Origin of the sequence: Devosia sp. 63-57 (assembly GCF_001899045.1) — a bacterium.
In the GTDB taxonomy this organism is placed as follows: domain Bacteria; phylum Pseudomonadota; class Alphaproteobacteria; order Rhizobiales; family Devosiaceae; genus Devosia; species Devosia equisanguinis.
This window is the reverse complement of record NZ_MKUY01000005.1, coordinates 1213787-1233970: the sequence shown is the minus strand read 5'-3', so window position 1 is coordinate 1233970 and position 20184 is coordinate 1213787. Positions and strand designations below refer to the sequence as shown.

General features: G+C 63.3%; 20 protein-coding genes. 11 read left to right on the top strand and 9 right to left on the bottom strand.

Features of this window, described 5'->3' with window-relative positions; genetic code table 11:
- Nucleotides 1-94: 94 nt before the first annotated feature.
- From BGO80_RS14195 to BGO80_RS14165, 7 genes are all read left to right on the top strand, one after another.
- Complete coding sequence (locus BGO80_RS14195) at nucleotides 95-2998, top strand: monovalent cation/H+ antiporter subunit A (RefSeq protein ID WP_126149540.1); 2904 nt, start codon at nucleotides 95-97, stop codon at nucleotides 2996-2998.
- Nucleotides 2989-3324, top strand: a complete 336-nt coding sequence (locus tag BGO80_RS14190) for a Na+/H+ antiporter subunit C (RefSeq protein WP_126149539.1) — start codon at nucleotides 2989-2991, stop codon at nucleotides 3322-3324. The genes BGO80_RS14195 and BGO80_RS14190 overlap by 10 nt, the downstream gene beginning before the upstream one ends.
- 1 nt (nucleotide 3325) lies before the next feature.
- Nucleotides 3326-4921, top strand: coding sequence for a monovalent cation/H+ antiporter subunit D (locus BGO80_RS14185; RefSeq protein ID WP_353744210.1), 1596 nt, complete (start codon nucleotides 3326-3328; stop codon nucleotides 4919-4921).
- Nucleotides 4918-5403, top strand: a complete 486-nt coding sequence (locus tag BGO80_RS14180) for a Na+/H+ antiporter subunit E (protein WP_286721985.1) — start codon at nucleotides 4918-4920, stop codon at nucleotides 5401-5403. The genes BGO80_RS14185 and BGO80_RS14180 overlap by 4 nt, the downstream gene beginning before the upstream one ends.
- A complete protein-coding gene (locus tag BGO80_RS14175; RefSeq protein ID WP_126149536.1) occupies nucleotides 5400-5681 on the top strand; it encodes a K+/H+ antiporter subunit F in 282 nt (93 codons plus the stop codon). The genes BGO80_RS14180 and BGO80_RS14175 overlap by 4 nt, the downstream gene beginning before the upstream one ends.
- A complete protein-coding gene (gene mnhG, locus BGO80_RS14170; protein ID WP_126149535.1) occupies nucleotides 5678-6052 on the top strand; it encodes a monovalent cation/H(+) antiporter subunit G in 375 nt (124 codons plus the stop codon). The genes BGO80_RS14175 and mnhG overlap by 4 nt, the downstream gene beginning before the upstream one ends.
- A gap of 348 nt (nucleotides 6053-6400) precedes the next feature.
- Complete coding sequence (locus BGO80_RS14165; RefSeq protein WP_286721983.1) at nucleotides 6401-9262, top strand: S8 family serine peptidase; 2862 nt, start codon at nucleotides 6401-6403, stop codon at nucleotides 9260-9262.
- 103 nt (nucleotides 9263-9365) lie between these two features.
- Here BGO80_RS14165 and BGO80_RS14160 read toward each other — a convergent pair whose 3' ends face one another.
- A complete protein-coding gene (locus BGO80_RS14160) occupies nucleotides 9366-10193 on the bottom strand; it encodes a prephenate dehydratase (protein WP_286721982.1) in 828 nt (275 codons plus the stop codon).
- Nucleotides 10194-10454: 261 nt separating this feature from the next.
- Here BGO80_RS14160 and BGO80_RS14155 point away from each other — a divergent pair, with 261 nt between their 5' ends.
- From BGO80_RS14155 to BGO80_RS14145, 3 genes are all read left to right on the top strand, one after another.
- Complete coding sequence (locus tag BGO80_RS14155; protein WP_286721981.1) at nucleotides 10455-11285, top strand: c-type cytochrome; 831 nt, start codon at nucleotides 10455-10457, stop codon at nucleotides 11283-11285.
- A gap of 71 nt (nucleotides 11286-11356) precedes the next feature.
- Nucleotides 11357-12295 carry a 2-hydroxyacid dehydrogenase gene (locus BGO80_RS14150; RefSeq protein WP_286721980.1) on the top strand — a complete coding sequence of 313 codons (939 nt, stop codon included), beginning with the start codon at nucleotides 11357-11359 and terminating at the stop codon, nucleotides 12293-12295.
- 71 nt (nucleotides 12296-12366) lie between these two features.
- Nucleotides 12367-13038 carry a YqaA family protein gene (locus BGO80_RS14145; RefSeq protein WP_286721979.1) on the top strand — a complete coding sequence of 224 codons (672 nt, stop codon included), beginning with the start codon at nucleotides 12367-12369 and terminating at the stop codon, nucleotides 13036-13038.
- Here the strand turns inward: BGO80_RS14145 and BGO80_RS14140 are convergent.
- Both BGO80_RS14140 and BGO80_RS14135 read right to left on the bottom strand, forming a co-directional pair.
- On the bottom strand, nucleotides 13035-13958 hold the full coding sequence (locus BGO80_RS14140) for a bifunctional helix-turn-helix transcriptional regulator/GNAT family N-acetyltransferase (protein ID WP_286721978.1): 924 nt from the start codon (nucleotides 13956-13958) through the stop codon (nucleotides 13035-13037). The two genes, BGO80_RS14145 and BGO80_RS14140, sit on opposite strands and share 4 nt — an antisense overlap.
- Nucleotides 13959-14019: 61 nt before the next feature.
- Nucleotides 14020-15369, bottom strand: coding sequence for a leucyl aminopeptidase family protein (locus BGO80_RS14135; RefSeq protein ID WP_286721977.1), 1350 nt, complete (start codon nucleotides 15367-15369; stop codon nucleotides 14020-14022).
- Nucleotides 15370-15508: 139 nt separating this feature from the next.
- Here BGO80_RS14135 and BGO80_RS14130 point away from each other — a divergent pair, with 139 nt between their 5' ends.
- Nucleotides 15509-16279 carry a tetratricopeptide repeat protein gene (locus tag BGO80_RS14130; protein ID WP_286721976.1) on the top strand — a complete coding sequence of 257 codons (771 nt, stop codon included), beginning with the start codon at nucleotides 15509-15511 and terminating at the stop codon, nucleotides 16277-16279.
- Nucleotides 16280-16291: 12 nt separating this feature from the next.
- Here the strand turns inward: BGO80_RS14130 and BGO80_RS14125 are convergent, their stop codons facing one another.
- The 6 genes from BGO80_RS14125 to BGO80_RS14100 are packed head-to-tail and all read right to left on the bottom strand — an operon-like array spanning nucleotide 16292 to nucleotide 20055.
- Complete coding sequence (locus BGO80_RS14125; RefSeq protein WP_286721975.1) at nucleotides 16292-16735, bottom strand: hypothetical protein; 444 nt, start codon at nucleotides 16733-16735, stop codon at nucleotides 16292-16294.
- Nucleotides 16732-17175 (bottom strand): c-type cytochrome, encoded by a 444-nt coding sequence (locus BGO80_RS14120; protein ID WP_286721974.1) that lies wholly within the window; start codon nucleotides 17173-17175, stop codon nucleotides 16732-16734. The genes BGO80_RS14125 and BGO80_RS14120 overlap by 4 nt, the downstream gene beginning before the upstream one ends.
- Nucleotides 17172-17711 carry a methylamine dehydrogenase light chain gene (locus BGO80_RS14115; RefSeq protein ID WP_126149524.1) on the bottom strand — a complete coding sequence of 180 codons (540 nt, stop codon included), beginning with the start codon at nucleotides 17709-17711 and terminating at the stop codon, nucleotides 17172-17174. Before BGO80_RS14115 ends, BGO80_RS14120 begins: the two co-directional genes overlap by 4 nt.
- Nucleotides 17712-17739: 28 nt before the next feature.
- Nucleotides 17740-18339: a methylamine dehydrogenase accessory protein MauD gene (gene mauD / locus BGO80_RS14110; RefSeq protein WP_286721973.1), complete on the bottom strand. Its 600-nt coding sequence runs from the start codon at nucleotides 18337-18339 to the stop codon at nucleotides 17740-17742.
- A 22-nt stretch (nucleotides 18340-18361) separates the two neighbouring features.
- Entirely contained in the window at nucleotides 18362-18895 is a 534-nt protein-coding gene (locus tag BGO80_RS14105) for a MauE/DoxX family redox-associated membrane protein (RefSeq protein ID WP_286721972.1), read from the bottom strand.
- On the bottom strand, nucleotides 18892-20055 hold the full coding sequence (locus BGO80_RS14100) for an amine dehydrogenase large subunit (RefSeq protein WP_286721971.1): 1164 nt from the start codon (nucleotides 20053-20055) through the stop codon (nucleotides 18892-18894). Before BGO80_RS14100 ends, BGO80_RS14105 begins: the two co-directional genes overlap by 4 nt.
- Nucleotides 20056-20184 lie beyond the last annotated feature (129 nt).

The window sequence follows — 20184 nt, the reverse complement described above, 5'->3', positions numbered from 1 at the left end:
CTTGCCCCTATATGCATTTGGTGTGGGTTGCCGATCCGCACTTCACCGTTTAGGCAGAGAGTGATCAACACTAGTGGAGTAGTCGCGAAACACGATGCCAACCGACATTGCCCTCACGCTCATTTGGGCCTTGCCGTTCCTGACCAGCCTGATCGCGGTGGCAATGCCCGCCGGAGCCCGAAACGGCGAGGCATGGCTGGGCGGCACGGTAGCCGGTATCTGTTTACTGCTGACCATCTTCCTGTTCCCCGCCATTACCGATGGCGGCGTCGTCACCTACAAGCTGGACTGGATCGCCTCGGCTGGGTTGACGCTCAATTTCCGCATGGATGGGCTGGCCTGGCTGTTCTGCGTGCTCATCACCTTTATCGGCCTTCTGGTGGTGCTCTATGCGCGCTACTACATGTCGCCCAAGGACCCGGTGCCGCGCTTTTACGCGCTGCTGATGGCCTTTATGGGCGCCATGCTGGGCCTGGTCATGTCGGGCAATATCATCCAGCTTGCCATCTTCTGGGAGCTGACCAGCCTCGTCTCGTTCCTGTTGATCGGCTACTGGTATCACCGTAGCGATGCCCGCGACGGCGCGCGCATGGCGCTGATCATCACCGGCACGGGCGGGCTGGCGCTGTTCGTCTCGATGATGCTTATCGGCCATATCGTGGGCAGCTATGACCTCGACGTGGTGCTGGCTTCGGGCTCGATGATCGTCGAGCACCCGCTCTATCCGGTGACGCTGATCCTGTTCCTGCTCGCCGCCTTCACCAAGAGCGCGCAGTTCCCCTTCCAGTTCTGGCTGCCCAATGCCATGACGGCGCCGACGCCGGTTTCGGCCTATCTGCATTCGGCCACCATGGTGAAGGCCGGTGTATTCCTGCTCACCCGGTTCTGGCCGGTGATGTCTGACAGCCAGCTGTGGTTCTGGATCGTCACATATACGGGATTGGTGACGCTCATCTTCGGGGCCTATACCGCGCTGTTCCAGCGCGATCTCAAGGGCCTGCTCGCCTATTCGACTATTTCCCATCTGGGGTTGATCACCACCCTGCTCGGCATGGGAACACCGCTCGCCGCGGTGGCCGCCATCTTCCACATCGCCAATCACGCCACCTTCAAGGCTTCGTTGTTCATGGCCGTGGGCATTATCGACCACGAGGCCGGGACGCGCGACGTGCGCAAGCTCAGCGGGCTGATCAAGTTCATGCCGGTTACCGGCACCTTCGCCATCATCGCCAGCGCCGCCATGGCCGGCGTGCCGCTGTTGAACGGGTTCCTGTCAAAGGAAATGTTCTTTACCGAGACGGCGGAGTTCGACCCCAATATCTTCGTCAATCTCTCCCTGCCAATCGGCGCGACGCTGGCCGGCATGCTGAGCGTGGCCTATTCGATCAAGTTCGTGCACGGCGTGTTCTTCGGGCCGCCGCCGACCGAGCTCGAGGTGGTACCGCACGAACCGCCGGCGCTGATGCGCCGCCCGGTGGAACTGCTGGTGCTGATCTGCCTGGCCGTCGGCATCATTCCCGGCATCACCATCGGCCCCTACCTTGCCGCCGCCGTGCAATCGGTGCTGGGACCGGAAACGCCATATTACAGCCTCTCGATCTGGCACGGTTTCAACCTGCCGCTGGTGATGAGCCTGATCGCGCTGGTGGGCGGGGCCATTATCTATGTGCCCTATTACCGGCGCCTGCGGAATATCGACGGTGTGCCGCTGACCCGGGGACTGCGCGGGCAACGCGTGTTCGAGCGTATCCTCGTGACCGCCACCAATCGCTGGGCCCGCAAGGTGGTGTCGGTGTTCGGTACCAACCGCTTGCAACCACAGATCTTCATCGTGGTGCTGCTGGCGCTGTGCGCCGGCACCGGCGCCGGCTGGGCGCAACTCGGCAATTTGCCACTGCCCGACAATTTCGACCCCATTCTCGGGATCATCTGGCTTCTGGGCTGCATCAGCGCTATTGCCGCGGCGCATCAGGCCAAGTTCCATCGCCTCGTGGCTATGATCCTGCTCGGCGGCGCGGGGCTCGCAACCTGCATCACCTTCGCCTGGTTCTCGGCGCCCGACCTGGCGCTGACCCAGTTGTTGGCGGAGATCGCCACCACGGTCCTGATCCTGCTCGGCCTGCGCTGGCTGCCCAAGCGCATGCCGGTCGCCGAGGACCTCAACTGGCCGACCCGCTTCCGGCGCTATCGCGACTTCACCCTGGCCAGCCTCGTGGGCATCGGCACGGCGGTCGCCAGCTACGCCATCATGACCCGCCAGGCCCCCGAGGGCATTTCGGACTTCTTCCTCGCCAATGCCTATAGCGAGGGTGGCGGCACCAATGTGGTCAATGTGATGCTGGTGGACTTCCGCGGCTTCGACACAATGGGCGAAATCACCGTGCTGGGCATGGTGGCGCTGACGGTGTTCGCGCTGCTGCGTCGTTTCCGCCCGGCAGCCGACAGCGTGGAACGGCCGGAGCAGCAGCGGGTACTCGACGAATATGCCAATGGGTCGGGCCAGCACGTGGCCGACGACTTCCTGCGCATTCCAGCGCTGATGATGAACTGGCTGTTCCCGGTGATCATCGTGGTGGCCATCTACATGTTCCTGCGCGGCCACGATCTGCCGGGCGGCGGCTTCATCGCCGGCATCGTCATGTCGCTGGCCTTCATCCTGCAATATATGGCGGGCGGAACACGCTGGGTGGAGGAGCGCCTGCGCATCCTGCCGGTACTGTGGATCGGTTGGGGGTTGCTGCTGGCACTCTTGACGGGTCTCGGCGCCATGGCGCTGGGCGCCCCCTTCCTGACCTCGGCCTTTGCCTATGCGGATATTCCGCTGATCGGCAAGGTGCCAATGGCCACAGCGCTGCTGTTCGATCTCGGCGTCTTCGCGCTGGTGGTCGGCGCCACGGTGCTCATGCTTATCGCGCTTGCCCACCAATCCATCCGTCGCCCGAAGGCGGCGGGGTCGTCCAAGCCCAAGATCCGGGAGGGGCTCGACAAATGGAACTGACGCTCGCCATTGCCATCGGCGTTCTGGCCGCTTCCGGGGTGTATCTGCTGCTGCGTCCACGCACCTTCCAGGTGATCGTGGGCCTGTCGCTGGTGTCCTATGCGGTGAACCTGTTTATCCTGGCCATGGGCCGGCTGCGCATGGACGCTGCCCCTATTCTGTCGGGATCGGACGCCAACCCTGCCGATTATACCGACCCGGTGCCGCAGGCGCTGGTGCTGACCGCCATCGTCATCGGCTTTGCCATGACTGCCCTGTTCCTCGTCGTCATGCTGGCCGCCCGTGGCGTGACCGGCAATGACCATGTCGACGGCAAGGGGAACTGAGATGACGGGCATGAACCATATCGCCATCCTGCCCATCCTCGTCCCCATGGCTGCCGCCATCGCCAATCTGGTGCTGGGCGACATGCGTACCAAATCGCGGGTTCTGGGGCTCAACATCGCCTTCAGTGTCATCCTGGTGCTGGTGTCGCTGCTGCTGTTCGTGGTGCTGGCGCAGTCGGGCGGCGCGGCCGCCGCGGTCTATCCGCTCGGCAATTGGCCGGTGCCGTTCGGCATCGTGCTGGTGGCCGACAGGCTGGCCGCGCTGATGGTGCTGACCACCTCGATCCTGGCCCTGGCCTCGCTCGTCTATGCCTCGGCGCGCTGGTATAATAAGGGCACCAATTTCTTCCCGCTGTTCCATGCACTGACCATGGGGCTGAACGGCGCCTTTCTCACCGGCGACCTGTTCAATCTCTTCGTCTTCTTCGAACTGCTGCTGGCCGCCTCCTATGGGCTGGTGCTGCATGGCGGCGGCCGCAACCGGGTGCGCTCGGCGCTGCACTATATCGCCATCAACCTGGTTGCCTCGTTCCTGTTCCTGATCGGCGTGGCGCTGATCTATGGCACGACCGGAACGCTCAACATGGCCGATATCGCCCGCGTGGCCCCCACCATTGCGGCGGAGGATCGCGGCCTGTTCGAAGCCGGCGCCGCCGTGCTTGGCGTCGCCTTCCTGATCAAGGCCGGCGCCTGGCCGCTGCATTTCTGGCTGCCCAATACCTATTCGGCGGCCGCGCCACCGGTGGCGGCGCTGTTTGCGGTGATGACCAAGGTGGGCTTTTACGCCATTCTGCGGCTCTGGACGCTGGTCTTCGCCAATAGCACAGGTCCGGAATATACGTTCGGGCAGAACACGCTGCTCTTCATCGGCGTGGCCACCATCGCCTATGGCAGTATCGGGGCCCTGTCCTGCAAGGCACTGGACCGGCTGGCGAGCTATCTCATTCTGGTTTCGGCCGGAACGCTGCTGCTGGCCGTCGCCTATAATGCGCCGGGGGTGACCACCGGAGCGCTCTATTATGTGGTCGTTGCGACGCTGGCTGCGGGTGCGCTCTTCCTGCTCAAGGACGTGATCGACCAGATCCTGCCGGCCGAAGCACAGGTTCTCGCCGTGTCGCTCGAACTCTATGGTGACGAGGACGAGCAACTGGACGAAGACCAGGAAGTCAGCCGCACCATTCCGGCGGCGGCAACGCTGATCAGCTGGTGCTTTGCCGTGGCGGCCCTGGTCATGGCCGGCCTGCCGCCGCTCTCCGGGTTCCTCGCCAAATTCACCATGATCTCGGCGGCGATCAATGCCGAAGGGGCGCCCTCGGCCGCCACCTGGTGGTTTATCGGCGCGGTGATCGTATCCGGGCTCTTCGTGCTCATCTCGATGGTCCGTAACGGCATCAACATCTTCTGGACGTCGTTGCCGGAAGGCTCGCTGCGGCTAAGGCCGATGGAGATTGCGCCGATCGTCGCTCTCCTGGCGCTGTGCGTACTGATGGCAGTGGCGGCGGGACCGGCCATGACCTTCCTGGGCGAAACCGCAATGTTCCTGCATTCGCCCACCGGCTATATCGACGTGGTGCTGCCGCAGGGAGGCCAGGGATGAGCAAGATCCTTCCCCACCCCATCCTGGCCGTCGTGCTGTTCATCTTCTGGCTGGTGCTGCAGCAATCCGCTGGCCTCGGCCACATGCTGCTGGGCGCGGTGATTGCCATCGGCGTGTCGATGCTCGCCAATGCGGTGATCCCGGAGCCGCTTACGGTGCGCCGGCCCCTCAAGGTGCTGCAACTGGTCTTCGTCGCGGGGCTGGATATCATCCGCTCCAACATGGCGGTCTTGTGGGTACTGCTGCATCCGCGGCCCAGGCCGACGGCCGGCTTTGTCGAGATGAAGCTGGAACTGACCAATCCTTTCGCTCTGGCGGTGCTGGCGACGCTGATCACTGCCACGCCGGGCAGCGCCTGGCTCGAATATGACCGCGACCGCAGCGTGGTCCTCATCCATGTGTTCGACCTGGTCGATGCAGACGACTGGGTCGAAACCATCAAGAACCGCTACGAATCGCTGCTGCTGGAGATTTTCCAATGAGCACCGCCATTCTCTTCTGGAGCCTGTTTGCCGCCCAGTTCATGCTCGGCATCGCCATGCTGGCCACGCTCTATCGCATGGTGATGGGGCCACGCGCGCAGGACCGCATCCTGGCGCTGGATGCGCTCTATGTGGTGGCGTTGCTGATGCTGATCACGCTGGGCATCCGCACCAATTCGCAGGTCTATTTCGAGCTGGCCATGTTGATCGGACTGCTCGGTTTCGTGGGCACGGTAGCGCTGGCGAAATTCCTCATGCGCGGCGAGGTGATCGAATGATCGAGGACCTGCCCCTCTGGCTTTCCATTCTGGTGTCGGCTCTGGTGGTCATCGGCGCGCTGCTGACCATGGCCGGCTGCCTAGGCCTGGTCAGGCTGGGCAATTTTTACCTGCGCATCCATGCGCCCACCATGGGCACCAGCATGGGCGGCGGGCTGATCCTTTTCGGCTCGGCCATCTATTTCACGCTGACGCAGCAGCGCCTGGTGCTGCACGAGATCGCGATCTTCCTGTTCGTGACCATTACCACCCCGATCACCCTGATGCTGCTCGCCCGCGCCACCCTGTTCCGCGACCGCGTCGAAGGCGCCCCCGACCTGCCCAAGAGCCTGGCGCAGCGGGGGGATGTACCCCCCGAGAACGAAGGCTGATTCGCGCCTTTATGGCGGGATCGTGGCACACCCGCCGAATCAGGAGAGAATGCCAGAGGGATTATTTTCTCAACATGGAGAAAATCCCGATTGCGCGTAATTATGCTTAACATCAGCGTAATGGTGCAGTCATGCAGGCCGCTGGGCGCTTTCAGGGACAGGAAGCATTGTGCTCATGCGCTGCGTTGATTGCATAGGGAGCAATCACTTCGCCGTCGCGCTGAGCCTATAGTATTCGAACCGGCATTGCGCCGCCGTGCCTAACTGGTCCGGCGGTTTTTATGATGGTTCGTTTGCTCCGGGAACGCTGCGTCGGGCGACTGATCAGGCAGTCAACTGGGGCCAAACATGGCAAGTGCACAATCTTACGAGATCATCTCGAGACTCTATATCACCTATCTCAATCGCCCTGCCGACCCCGAGGGGCTGCGCTACTGGGCGGACCAGCTCGAGGGGCCGCTGGGCGGCAATATCGTGCCGATCGCGCGCAGCATGTGGGCGTCCGATGAATCGCAGGCGATCATGGGCGGCATCGGCACCGAGGTCGGGCAGGTCGTGGATCGCATCTACAATGCGTTCCTGGCGCGCAATCCCGACACGGAAGGCCGCGCCTATTGGATTTCCAGAGTGACCGATGGCGGCCTCGACATCGCGGAGCTGCCCTTCTATCTGCTCGCCGGCGCACGTGGCTCGACCAATGATTCCGACCGCGCCATCAGCCAGAACCGGGAAGCTGCCGCCAAGATTTTCACCGAAATCGCCGATGGCCGCAGTTTCGCCGACCCCAATTTCGGCAAGGCGCCGTTCCAGGCCACCTTCACCTCGAGCGATACCAACGAGGCCCGCGGCTTCCTTTCGAACGTGATGACGACCATGCCCACCACCGATGCCATCCGGCAGGTGGTCATCGACAAGATCGCCAATCCGGGCGACCCGATCAAGGGCGGCACGGGCGGCCTGCCCATTCTTCTGGGTACATCCTTCGAGCACGGCGACCTCGCCAAGCTCGACATCGACGCGCTAAACGACCCTCTGATTGCAGCGCAGTGGTATCTCAAGAATACCGGGCAGCGTTATGCCGATGGTGACGTAAAACCCAACAAGTTCCTTGACCTCAACATTGCGGGCGCCTGGGCAGATGGGTACACCGGCAAGGGCGTTCGCGTGGTCATCAACGATGATGGCCTCGACCTCAAGCACGAGTCGATGGTCAAGAACGTCCTCGCCGATCTTACATACAACTCGGTAAACGGCGCTACGGGGCCGGATGCACTGTCTACGCCCACCACGGCGGCTCAGGGCGGTGCCTATACTCCGGATCCGGAAGCCCATGGTCATGGCACGGTCGTCGGCTCTATCGTCGGCATGGCCGCCAATGACGGCATTGGCATGGTCGGCATTGCGCCCGATGTAAAGCTGGTGTCGGGCCTGGCGCTGTCCAAGGGCAACAATACCAGTGTGCCCAAGCTCTACAATCACCTGACCGACATCGTGAAAGCCGATGTGTGGGTGAATTCGTTCGGCAAGGACCCTGCCTTTTCGGAAAACTTCTTCGTCGGTCCCAATACTGACCAGCAGAGCGAAGACTATCTCTACCTACGTTCCATCGAGAAGGGCGCCAAGGAAGGCCGCAATGGCCTGGGCACCGTGATCGAGGTATCGGCGGGCAATGAAGGCCCGAACAACGCCGATGCGGCGATGACCGGGACCACCAACAACAAGTACATCATCTCGGTCGGCGCGGTGAACGAGTTGGGCCAGAAGTCCAGCTACACCACCCCTGGCGCGTCGGTGCTGGTCTCGGCCTTTGGCGGTGAAAATCCCACCGACAAGGCGCAATCGGTCAATTCCGGCTTTGGCCTGGTCTCTGCCGATATCACTGGCGCGGCCGGCTACAATACCCAGGCCGGGGCAGCGGGCAATTATGCCTTCCAGAACTTTGGCACCTCCTATTCGGGCCCGATCGTGGGCGCGACCGCAGCGCTGATGCTGCAGGCCAATCCGCTGCTGGGCTTCCGTGACGTTGCGAACATTCTCGCCATGACGGCACGGGTGATCGAGCCGAACAACCACACGGTGCTGACCGGCAATCTGGTCAATTTCGGCGGCCTCGCCTTCTCGCGCGACATCGGTTTTGGTCTCGTGGATATCTCGGCCGCCGTGCGCCTGGCAGCGTCCTGGGTGGACGCGGCAAAGACCGCGGCCAACTGGGTGAGCGCCGAAGGCACGAGCGCCAGTGCGGCAGCCGACATTCCGGACAATGACCCCAACGGCACGACCGCGACCGCCACGCTGAACAAGAATGTCATCATCGAGCGCATGGAATTCGACCTCAAGCTGAACAGCAATACGCCGAGCCAGCTGCGGGCCGAGATCACTTCGCCCAATGGCACGACCATCGTGCTGTTCGACCAGCCGCTGTCCAAGGACACCGACGCCGCCGCCGGTGCGGCCGACACGCCATGGCCCGAAACCTTCCAAATCGGCGCCACCGCCTTCTTCGGCGAACAGAGCGCCGGTGAATGGAAGCTCAAGCTGATCGACAAGGTGACCGGCGAAGTCTCGCGCTTCGAGACGCTGACCGTGCGGGCCTGGGGCTCGGAAGTGACGCAGGACAATCAATATGTCCTGACCGATGCCTATACCGGCGAGCGGACCGTGACCGATGCCGCCGGTGTCGACCTGATCAACGCCGCAGCGGTCAGCGGCTCGGTGTCGATCAACCTCAATGCCGGGGAAACCTCGACCATTGCGGCCGGCAAGTTCGTCATCGGCACCGGCGTGGTCATCGAGAATGCCTTCGGCGGGGCCGGCAACGACTTTATCATCGGCAATGACCAGGGCAATGTCCTTCGCGGCAATGGCGGCGCGGATACGCTGACCGGCAATGGCGGCGCCGACATCTTCATGTTCACCACGGTCAATGACAGCCGGTCGGGCGCGCGCGACACGATCACCGACTTCGCCGTCGGCGTGGACAAGATCGACCTGCGCCTGCTCGATGCCAATATCACCCTCGCCGGCAACCAGGACTTCGGCTTTGGCGGGCAGAACGCCGCCACACTGGCTCACAGCGTGACCTTCTCGTTCGTCGACGCCAACACGGTGATCTTCGCGGATGTCAACGGCGACACCGTCGCCGATGTGGAGATCATGCTGATCGGTCAGAAGCAGCTGACCGCAGGAGACTTCCTGGGCCTGGCTGCCTAAGAACCTGCTTCGCCACGCCAGTTGCTGGCGTGGCGGACAGCATCAAAATAAAAAGCCGCGCGCTCGGGTGGAGGGCGCGGCTTTTGTTTGGGGAGCGGCTGCTTCAGCGGTCGGTGGCGGCGGGATAGACGCCCAGGATGCGGAAATAGTCGGTGAAGAAGTTCAGCTCGTCGAAGGCGTGCTGGACGCCGATATCGTCGGGATGCCCCTCGATGTCGGCATAGAACTGAGTGGCGGTGAAGGCGCCGCCGACCATGTAGCTTTCGAGCTTGGTCATGTTGACGCCATTGGTAGCAAAGCCGCCCATGGCCTTGTAGAGCGCTGCAGGAACGTTGCGGACGCGGAAGACGAAGGTGGTCTTCACCTTGCCCTGTTGCGGCGCCAGCTTTTCGGTGGGCGAGAGCACCAGGAAGCGCGTGGTGTTGTGGTCAGCATCTTCGATATTGGAGGCAAGAACGTCCAGGCCATAGATTTCGCCAGCAAAGCGGGAGGCGATGGCGGCGACGGATTTGTCGGCCTTCTGGGCAATTTCGCGGGCGGAGCCGGCGGTATCGACCGCATTGATGGTGCGGAAGCCATTGGCCGAGATGAATTTGCGGCACTGGCCCAAGGCCACGGACAGCGACTGGACCGCCTTGATGTCCTCAAGACGCGCACCGGCCACGCCGAGCAGGGTCATCTCGACGCGCAGATAAGTCTCGCCGATGATGAAGAGGCCGCTTTCGGGCAAGAGGTGGTGGATGTCGGTGATGCGGCCATAAAGCGAGTTTTCGACCGGAACCACGGCGAAATCGGCACGGCCAGACTGCACGGCCTGCAGGGTTTCCTCAAAGGTGACGCAGCCCACGAAATCATCGCCCGGAAAGACATTGGCGGCGGCGGCGTGGCTGAAGGCCCCGGGTTCGCCCTGAAACGCGATCTTCTTGCTCATGGTTGTGTCCAGAAATGGTAGGCCCCCGGCTTTTGACGCGGGGCCGCCAAGCTGTCAATGTGGGCACAAGACGCGTAGCGCGATCATTGAGATGGGGGAATTGTCGCACCAGGGCTTTGACCTGTTGCGCCACATAAGCCTTGATACTATCTTCCGCGCGCGTCGGGCTGGCCGGTTGAGGCCGTTTTCCCTATTGGGGAAACAAAATGTGGGCTAGCCAGACATATTCGTCCATAGGGGATGGACCGGCAGAGAGACCAAATGGATTCGTTCGAGCTAAACAAGATTACCGGCGCCGTCCTCGGCACGCTGTTGTTCGTGATGGGTGTCGGCTTTCTGGCCGAAGCCATCTACCACCCGATCGAGGGCCGTGGTCCGGGCTATGCCCTGCCCGAGCCCGAAATTGCCGAAGCCGGTGCCCCGGTCGAAGCTGCACCCGAAATCCCGCTGGGCGTGCTGCTGGCCAGCGCCAGCGTCGATCGTGGCGCCGCGGCCGTTCGCAAGTGCCAGTCGTGCCACAATTTCGGTGAAGGCGAGCCCAACAAGCAGGGTCCGAACCTCTATCACATCGTCGGTGCGACCAAGGCCCATATGCCCGACTTCGCCTATTCGGACATTCTGCAGCAGCAGAAGGCCGAGGGCCAGGTGTGGAGCTATGAGAACCTCAACACCTTCCTGACCAATCCCAAGGCCTATGCGCCCGGCACCAAGATGAACTTCGCCGGTGTGCGCACCGCCGAGGAACGTGCCGACATCCTGGCCTATCTGCAGACCCTGTCGCCCGATCCGGTGCCTTTCCCGGCCGCCGAAGAAGCGGCGCCTGCCGCTGACGCAGCACCGGCTGCCGAAACCGCGCCGGCAACCGACGTCGTGCCTGCCGAAGTGACCGCACCGGCTGCCGAGACGGCACCGACTACGGCCCCCGAAGCGGTGACGCAGACGCCGACGACCACCCAGAGCGACACCCCGGTCGTGGGCACCCCGACCGACAGCGCCCCGGCCACGACGACGGCACCGGCCACGACGACGGCACCGGCAACTACCCCGGCACCGGCAACTACCCCGGCTCCGGCGACGACGTCGGGCCAGTAACGCCTGGTTCCGTCCAATCGATTTTTCGAGCCGCGCCCCACAGCGCGGCTCTTTTTCTTGTGAGGTGCCCGATGCTCTTGGTGCATGTGACCGGCCAGGACCAAGCCCCCTGGGCTACGGCGTTTGCCGAAACCTTGGCGCCCTACCCCGTCGTGCAGCATGGGGACGGCCATGATCCCGCGGAGGTCGACTACATCTTCGCCTGGAAGCCGGGGCCAGATGCCTTCGAGGGGCTCGGCAATCTCAAGGCGGTGCTGTCCATGGGGGCCGGCGTCGATGCGCTGATGCAGCATCCGCGCCTGCCCGCGGCACCGGTGGTGCGCTTTGTCGCCGATGACCTAAGCCAGCGCATGAGCGACTATGTCGTGGCTCACGTCACCATGCATCAGCGGCTGTTCACCAGCTTCCGGTCAGCACAGCGGGCGCATCGCTGGGATCAGATCAAGCCGCCGCTGGCGCGCGAAGTGACGGTCGGGATCATGGGGATGGGGGAGTTGGGGCAGCGCGCCGCAGAGGCTCTGGCGCCTTTGGGCTTTGACCTGCGCGGATGGAGCCGGAGCCGCAAGGCGATCGCCGGCGTTACGAGTTTTTCCGGCGCGGCGGAGTTTGACGCCTTTCTCTCCGGCACCGATATTCTCGTTAATCTATTGCCGCTGACCGCCGATACCGCCGGCATTCTCAATCGTACGACCTTCGGCAAGCTGCGGCGCGGGGTGCTGCCGGGTGGTCCGGTGGTGATCAATGCGGCGCGGGGCAAGCACCAGCGCGAGGCCGATCTGGTGGACGCGTTGCGCGACGGCACGCTGGGGGCGGCCAGCCTCGACGTGTTCGAGACCGAGCCGCTGCCGGCGGACAGTCCGCTCTGGGATATCGAGAATTGCTACATCACTCCGCACATATCTGCGGTTTCCGACCTTTCGAGTTGCGTCGGCTATTTCGCCCGCATCATCGAGGCGCATCAGGCGGGTGGCGCGCTGCCCAATGTGGTGGATCGGGCGCGGGGATATTGACGCAAATTTCACTGGCGCTGCGGCAGATTTGCAGACAGCATGTTGGACACTCCATTTTCAGAAGTGACTGAATGACAGATAGCGCAGCGACCACCAAGATTGGCTTTTACGATCGCCTGAAGCTGGCCACCAAACACCGGCTGGCGGAACCCATCCTCGCAGCGCTGTGCTTTTTCGAAGCCATGATCATTCCGGTCTTTCCGGAAATCATGCTCGCCCCCATGATCATTGCCGACCGGTTGCGCGCCTGGCGGCTGGCGACCATCTGCACCATCGCCTCAGTAACAGGCGGGCTGGCGGGCTATGCCATCGGCTATTTCCTGTTCGACACTGTTGGCCGGGCGATCATCGACTTCTACGGCGCCGGCGACGGTTTCGAATCGTTGCGGCTCAGCTTCGTGGAAAACGGGCCGCTGATGATCATGATCGGCGCGCTCTCGCCCATACCCTACAAGGTGATCACCATCACCAGCGGCGTGGCGGGGCTCGATATCTGGACCTTCGTGCTGTTCAGCATTATCGGCCGGGGCCTGCGCTATTTCGTGCCCTGCGGGTTGTTTTACTTCTTCGGCCCGGTCGCGGGCGAGTTCATCGAGAAGCACAAGAAATGGGCCGGCTGGGGCATGGTCGCCCTGGTGGTCGTGGGCTTTGCCATGGCGCCGCTGCTGTTTCCCAAGAGCGGCACCGTGGTGACAGAGACAGTGGAGCAGACACTAGGCATCGACCTGCTGCCGACCAGCTAAAACTCAAGAACCCAATATTGGCCATTGAGGTCGGCACCGAAGGAGCGGTGCGGTTCCTCTTTGGCCAGCTCAAAGCCGGCACCCTGATAGATACGGCGGGCGGAGACCAGGCAGTCCTGGGTCCAGAGCATGATGCGGCGGTAGCCTGCATTGCGGGCGAAGGCCACGGCCGCCTCTACCAGCGTGCCGCCAATGCCGCGCCCACGAAACATCGGCTCGACATAGAGCATGCGCAATTGCGCTGTGTCGTCAGCCTCGGCGGCTGGCAGCACATAGACCGAGCCGGCGATCTCGCCACCGATATTGGCCACCCAGAGGGCCTTGCCGGGGGCTGCCGGTGCGGCGTGGAAATCGGCATAGAGGCGCGCGATCAGCATTTCGAACTCGGCATTCCAGCCCTGCTCGATGTTGTAGAGCAGCGCCTGGCGATGAATGAGCCAACCGATATCGCCAACGCGCGGGGGACGAAGCACCAAGGGGGCGGCATCGGGCTCTGCGAGAATGGACTGGATGCGGCGCATGGCATCAACGAGGTCCTTGCGCTCGAGGGGCGAGACCGGATCGAGCAGCGCCGAAGACACCATTTCGTCGCTCATGGCGCTGAGGCGCGCCGCCACGGCCCGACCTTCGGGTGTCAGGGCAATGGGGTTGGCGCGGCCATCGCCGGAGCGCGGCAGGACGGCGACGAGGCCCTGATCGACAAGCCGGCTCATCATCCGGCTCAACTGGCCGCGATCCATGTTGAGGCCGGCAGCGATCTGGGAGCCGGTGGTGACGCCATCCTGGCTCAACTCGTAGATCACCCGCGCCTCGGCGAGGCTATGCATGGTCTTGTGCATGCCTTCGTCGAGGAGACCGATAATGCGCGTATAGAAGCGGTTGAACGCGCGAACCTGGGCAACGTCGTCGGAACTGGCCATTACGCATCTCCATTTGCTTGAAGAAATCAATCAAATGGTTGCGTAAGTCAACTATATTGTTTCAGGCGCCGTAACGTTGACGCAGCAGGCCATAGACAGCACGAATGCCCTGATCGGTCGCCCCCACTGGGCGCCCCGGCCGGGCTTCAGGGGCCCAGCCGAAAATATCGAGATGCACCCAGGCCTTGGCCTCGGCAACGAAGCGCTTGAGGAAGAGGGCAGCGGTGACCGAGCCGGCATAGCCGCCCGAGCCGGTATTGTTGATGTCGGCGATCTTGGAACTCAGCTGGCCGTCATAAGGGGCCCAGAGCGGCATGGGCCAGAGCGGGTCTTCGGCGGCAAGGCCGAGGGCGGCCAGATCGCGGGCAATGGCGTCGTCGGTGGCATAGACCGGCGGCAGTTCCGGGCCGAGGGCGACGCGGGCGGCGCCGGTGAGGGTCGCCATATCGACGAGCAATTCAGGCGCTTCCTCATCGGCCAGAGCCAGCGCATCGGCGAGAATGAGCCGGCCTTCGGCGTCGGTATTGCCGATCTCGACTGTGAGGCCTTTTCGCGAGCGGATGACATCGCCGGGGCGGAAGGCGCTGCCGGCAATGGCGTTTTCGACAATGGGCAGCAGCACGCGCAGGCGCACCGGCAGCCCAGCCGAGACCACGGTATGCGCCAGGCCCAGAATGTTTGCCGCGCCGCCCATGTCCTTTTTCATCATCAGCATGCCGGCGGCGCTCTTGATGTCGAGGCCACCAGTGTCGAAGGTGACCCCCTTGCCCACCAGCGTCACCTTGGGATGGCTGGGGTCGCCCCAGGTTAGATCGACGAGGCGCGGGGCCTGGGCGCTAGCGCGACCGACGGCGTGGATGAGCGGGAAGTTTTGGGCCAACAGGTCGTCGCCCGAAGTGACAGAAATGGCCATGCCACGGCTGGCGGCGAAGTCGCGGGCCACTTGTTCGAGCGCGTCCGGGCCCAGATCATTGGCAGGGGTATTGATGAGATCGCGTGCCAGAGTGGCGGCGACAACCTGCCGCTCGACCTCGTCCGCATCGGCGCCCTCAGGCAGCGCGATGGTGGGGACCGGCTTGGCCTCGCGATAGCGATCGAAGCGATAGGCGCCGAGGCGGAAGCCGATGGCGGCCAGGGTCGGATCACCGAATGCACCGGCGAGTGTATAGTGCCCCTCGGGCAAGCCTGCAGCGGCAAGGCCGGTGAGCAGCGGGTTGCGCCTGGCATCCCCGCCCATGCCGAACAGCCAGGCGCCGATGGCCCCTTGGGTGCCGGGCACCGCCAGCAGCTTGCCGCGCTGGCCGGCAAAACCATGCTGATCGGCCCAGGCGCGCTGGACCGGGTCGAGGCCAGCGGCATCGAGCCCATTCTCGGCAACGCAGATGAGGGGAAGCGGGGCGGATATGGACATGGGCGACTCCGATAATAGTGGGTCTGTTTCTATCCTCTGGCAGGCGTTGGGCGCAATGCAAGCCAGGGCGCCTTAACCGGGTGTTAGGGTTAATGATCTATTGCTGCGTAAGGGCGGAAAGCCCGTTTCGGAGTGTGCCGTGTCCAGATTGTCCTCGCTCGCAAAGGTGGTGCGCCCCCTGCTTCTGGCAGGCATTGCGGCGCTTGCCCTGAGCGCCTGCGCCTCCAATCGCGGGCAGCTGGGCAATACCGATCATGGCGGCATGGCCGCCAGCCAGGGGCAGAGCTCGCTGGCGGAGCTGACCGAGCGCTATCGCCGCAATCCGCGCGACCGCAATGTGGTGATCAATTATGCCGCCGCCTTGCGCGCCGCTGGCCAGTCGGGCCAGGCTGCCGCCGCGCTGGAACAGGCCATCACCTACAGCCCCAACGATGTCGAAATCCGCATCGCCTATGCCAAGGCGCTGACCGCCAATGGCCGGTTCGACCAGTCACTCGGCGTGCTCGACGGCGTCATCCGCCCCGATGCACCGGACTGGAACGCGCTGATGGTCAAGGGCGCGACGCTGGACCAGATGGGCCAGAACGACCAGGCCCGCGCGCTCTATGCCCAGGCGGCGGTAATGGCGCCCGGCGAGCCCTCGATCGAGACCAATATGGGCCTCTCCTATGCCATGTCGAACGATCTGGTAACGGCAGAGAAGCATCTCCGCCGTGCGGTGCAGATGCGTGGCTCGACCAGCCAGACGCGGCAGAACCTGGCACTGATCGTCGGCCTGCAAGGCCGGTTCGGCGAAGCCAAGGCGATCTATGCCGCCGAACTGCCGCCGGACCAGGTGGAATCGAACATGCTCTATGTCCGCGCCATGCTGACCCAGCAGAACCGCTGGGACCTGATCGCCAAGAACTAGGCGGACCCCGCCTCAAGGCCAGGGATAGTCAGCGACGACATAGCCTTCTGCCTCGAGCGCCGCGGCGATACGCCGACGATAGGCGACGACATTGCCCACATCCTGTGCCTTGAGCACCCCCACCTCCTCGGCGGTGAAGGGCGCAGCGCCATCGGGCATGGAGTCACCTGCATAGGTGTCCATGATGTAATTCAGCAGCGCGGCGGTCTCGTTGTCGCTGAGGCCGGAATTGATGACGCCGGGGACATGCAGCAGGTAGCGGCGCGCCTCCTCGTTGCCGGTGAAGACGCCGACCATGCCGACGAAATCGGGAATACCGGCGGCAGGCAGGCCGGTGCCGTCCTGCAGATGGCAACCCAGACAGCGCAGCACATAATTGACCGGCGCCGATCGCTCGGCCCCAAGGGCGGGCGCGCAGGCGAGGAGGAGGACAGCCAGGGCGGAGCGGACGATCATGGAATGGCCTCCTTGCGCAGCGCGCGCAGCGCGGAATGGGACGGCGGTGCCTGGCGCAATGCCGCGAAGGTTTCGACGGGGATGTCGAGGCTAAGGCCGTTGAGATCGTTGAGGACGTAGTCGGCGACCGCCTGCATTTCCTCGTCGGTCATCCAGTCCTGAGGGGGCATTGCAAGGCCGATGTACTTTTGACCCGCGGCAGTGATGGTGCCAGTGAGCCCGCCCATCATCACCCCGGCGATATAGTCGGTGCCGCGCGGCCCAAGACCGGTCCACAACGCCTTGTCGGTGAGCGGCGGGGCGAGCCCGGCCTGGCCGGCACCGGCGAGCTGGTGGCAGCCGCTGCAGCTGTCGACGAAGAGAGTTTCCCCTGCTTCGCCGGCCATGGCCGGCGCTCCGAGGAGCGCCAGCACGAGGACGGAGAAAGTCCCAAGCTTCATTCGGCCAGACCCACGACGATGGCCACGGTGCAATGGATGCCCTTGTTGTCATTGGCCTGGCACCAGCTGGATTCGCTGGCCAGACCCATGAGGTAGCCGGGGCGATCGCCTTCCTGGCGCGAGCAGCCGTCGCCACAGCCGCCGCCCTTGCCGCAGCAGTCGTTGTAGGAGACGAGATAATCCTTGTCGTCATTTGGATTGCGGCAGGTGCCGACCCACGCAACCTTGGACGGTTGAGTGCCCGGCGGACACTGGGTGACCGAGCCGCCGCACTGGCTGCAGAGCGAGCCGTGCAGCGAACAGTAGCGCCAATATTCGCAATCTTCGGGCAGTTCATCCGGTTCGCCAAGACCGCGGGCATAGGCAACACCGTTGGAATTGTCATAGGGCAGCATGGGCAGGACGGCACCGCCGACCAGAGCCCAGCCGGCCTTTTGCAGGAAACTGCGGCGGCCGGCGCGGTGGGCGATGTCGCGGGTCCGGCTTTCGGCCGCATCGTCCATCCAGGTGAAAAGTCGTTCCATCAGTTTTGCCATAGCGGCTCTCCTAAAGTGTGTTCGGGAACTAGTGCTGAACCGCCGGCTGCTGATCGATGTAGGACTGGATCGAGGCAACCTTCATGTCATAGGCATTGAACAGGCTGTCGAACTGCTCGCGGCTGTTGATCAGGCCTTTTGCGCGGATAGTACCGTGCTGGTCGAACAGCACGGCGTAGGGCAGTCGGGCGACACGATAGGCCAGGCCCAGTTCAGTCGAGACCACATAGGGGTAATCGGCGAGCCTGGCCGTTTCGATGAATCGCTCGTGTTGCGCCTTCTGGCCATCGCTTGCGAGCACGACATCGAGCCAGCTCGATTCCGCTTTGCGGACGGACTCGATGATCGGCAGCAGTTTTTTGCAAACTGGGCAGGTGGGCGACAGGAAGAAGACCAGCGTCGCCTTGCCCGGCTTAGGCCCGATATTGACCATACCGCCGGTGAGGCTGGGGAGGCTGAAGAGCGGGGTCATCTGGCCCACTTCGGGGCCGGAATCGTTGACCAGCGCCCCCATGGGCGAGACGCGTTCGAACAGGATCCCCACCTGCCGGCCGAGGGCGAGCAGGCCGACGGTCAGCGCGATGACCATGACGAAAAGAACGGCGAGAGCGAAAATGACGAGTGTCATGATTGAGAACTCCGTGGCGGCGTCAGCGGGTGAGCCGGGCGATTGAGGCGTTGGAGAGGATCTGTTCGATGAGGAGGAACCCCACCCAAAGGGCGAAGCCGGCACCGATGGCGGCGATGGCGTCGGGGGCGCTCATCGGGCCAAGCGGCATGGCGATAGCAACCAGGCCCATGGTGGCGAGGATGGCGTTGCGCACCACCAGCGACCAGGACAGCGGCTGCACCGCGCCACCGCAGCCGCATTCGATCGCCGTGCGTCCGCGACGGATATTGACGGCCATGGCACCGGCATAGGCGAGCAGCATCATGACTGCGATGCCGAGGCCAAGGAGACGCCCACCGGGCACCAGTTGCAGGGCGACACTGGCGGTTTCGGCGGTGACGATGGCCCAGGATGCCGGGACAACGAGGCGCTCCGGCAAGAGCTGGTAGTCGGCAACGAAGCCGGTGAATTCGGTGAATTCGCTCAGCTTGTGCCAGGCGGCGCGGGCAAAGATCAGGCTGACGAAAACCGTCAGTGCCGCCGCCAGCAGGGAAAACATGTCCGCGTCGGTCATTGGCGGGCCGCCAGCGTGGTGGTGAAGCCCTTGGTGGCGTGTTCGGCAACCTTCTTGGCGGCGAACTTGGCTTCGGGATCAACCTCGAACTTGATGACCTTGCCGCCACCGATATCGAGCGCATAGAGGGTGGGAACGGCCTCGTCGGTGGTGATCACCGAAGTGATGCCCTCGACCGGCGTGCGATAGAGCAGCTTGCTGTTGACCAGGTCGTAGGCCCAGATTTCCTCGGCGTCGTGATAATGGGAGCCGTCGTGGCGACCCGAGGCCATGGGCACGAAGAGAATGCCGTTGGGCTCGTTATAGCTGACCACGGTGTAGCCCGAAGTGCCCCAGTCGCCTTCGACACCTTCGGTGATGGGGGTGGTGGAAACCTCGGTGATGACGCCATCGGCATCGGCCAGACGATGGACCACGCCCTTATAGGAAATGAAAAGCAAGTCGCTGCCGGCGCGATCGAAGGAGAGGTAGATCGGGTCTTCCTCGGGGTCGAAGACCGGCGCGCTCTTCTTGGATTCGAAGCTCTTGCCATCGGCGCTCAGCGTCATGGTGGTGAAGGTGCCGTCGCCGCAAATGGTGGAATAGGCGTGGCCTTCCAGGCTGGGATAGATGCCGAAGCAACCCGGCGATGGCACTTCCTGGACAACCTCGCCCAGTTCCAGATCGACCACGGTCACCGAGGTCGCAGGCGTGGCATTCTGAACATAGAGGTATTTCTCATCGCTGCTGAGCTGCATGAGGGCGGCATCGTCGGTATATTGCGACACCTTCACCGGAAGCTGGATTTCCTTGATCAGGGTGGCGGTGTCGGTGTCGAAAATGCGCACCACATGCTCGGCCGTGCCCGAGCTCAGGCGACTGTAAAAGCCGGAGGCGATGTAGATGGTCTTGCCGTCACCGGAGATGGCAAAATGGCTCTGGGCGCCAGCGTCGGCCGTACCCTGAATGGTGAGGTCATCGGCGGAATAGATCCGCACGAAGCTCGGCCCGCCGCCCCAGTTCTGCACGTTGACGAACACCTTGGGGCCGGGATCGAGCCGCTCCCTGGCCGTGAGGGTTTCGGGCACGAAAGTGTCGTCCTGGGCGAGGACGCTCACGGGCGCTGCAAGCTGGGCGGCGAGCAAAGCCGAGCAGGTCAGAACCGAAAATGTATTGGCCATTGCCATCTCCATGGTCGCGGAGTTGGCACCTCAACAGCGCGAGCGGACCGGCGAAATCCGAATCCAAAAGATATTTCGCCTATTTTTTAGGCTATCTTTTCTGTTGCCGTATTTTTGATCGCAATGTAG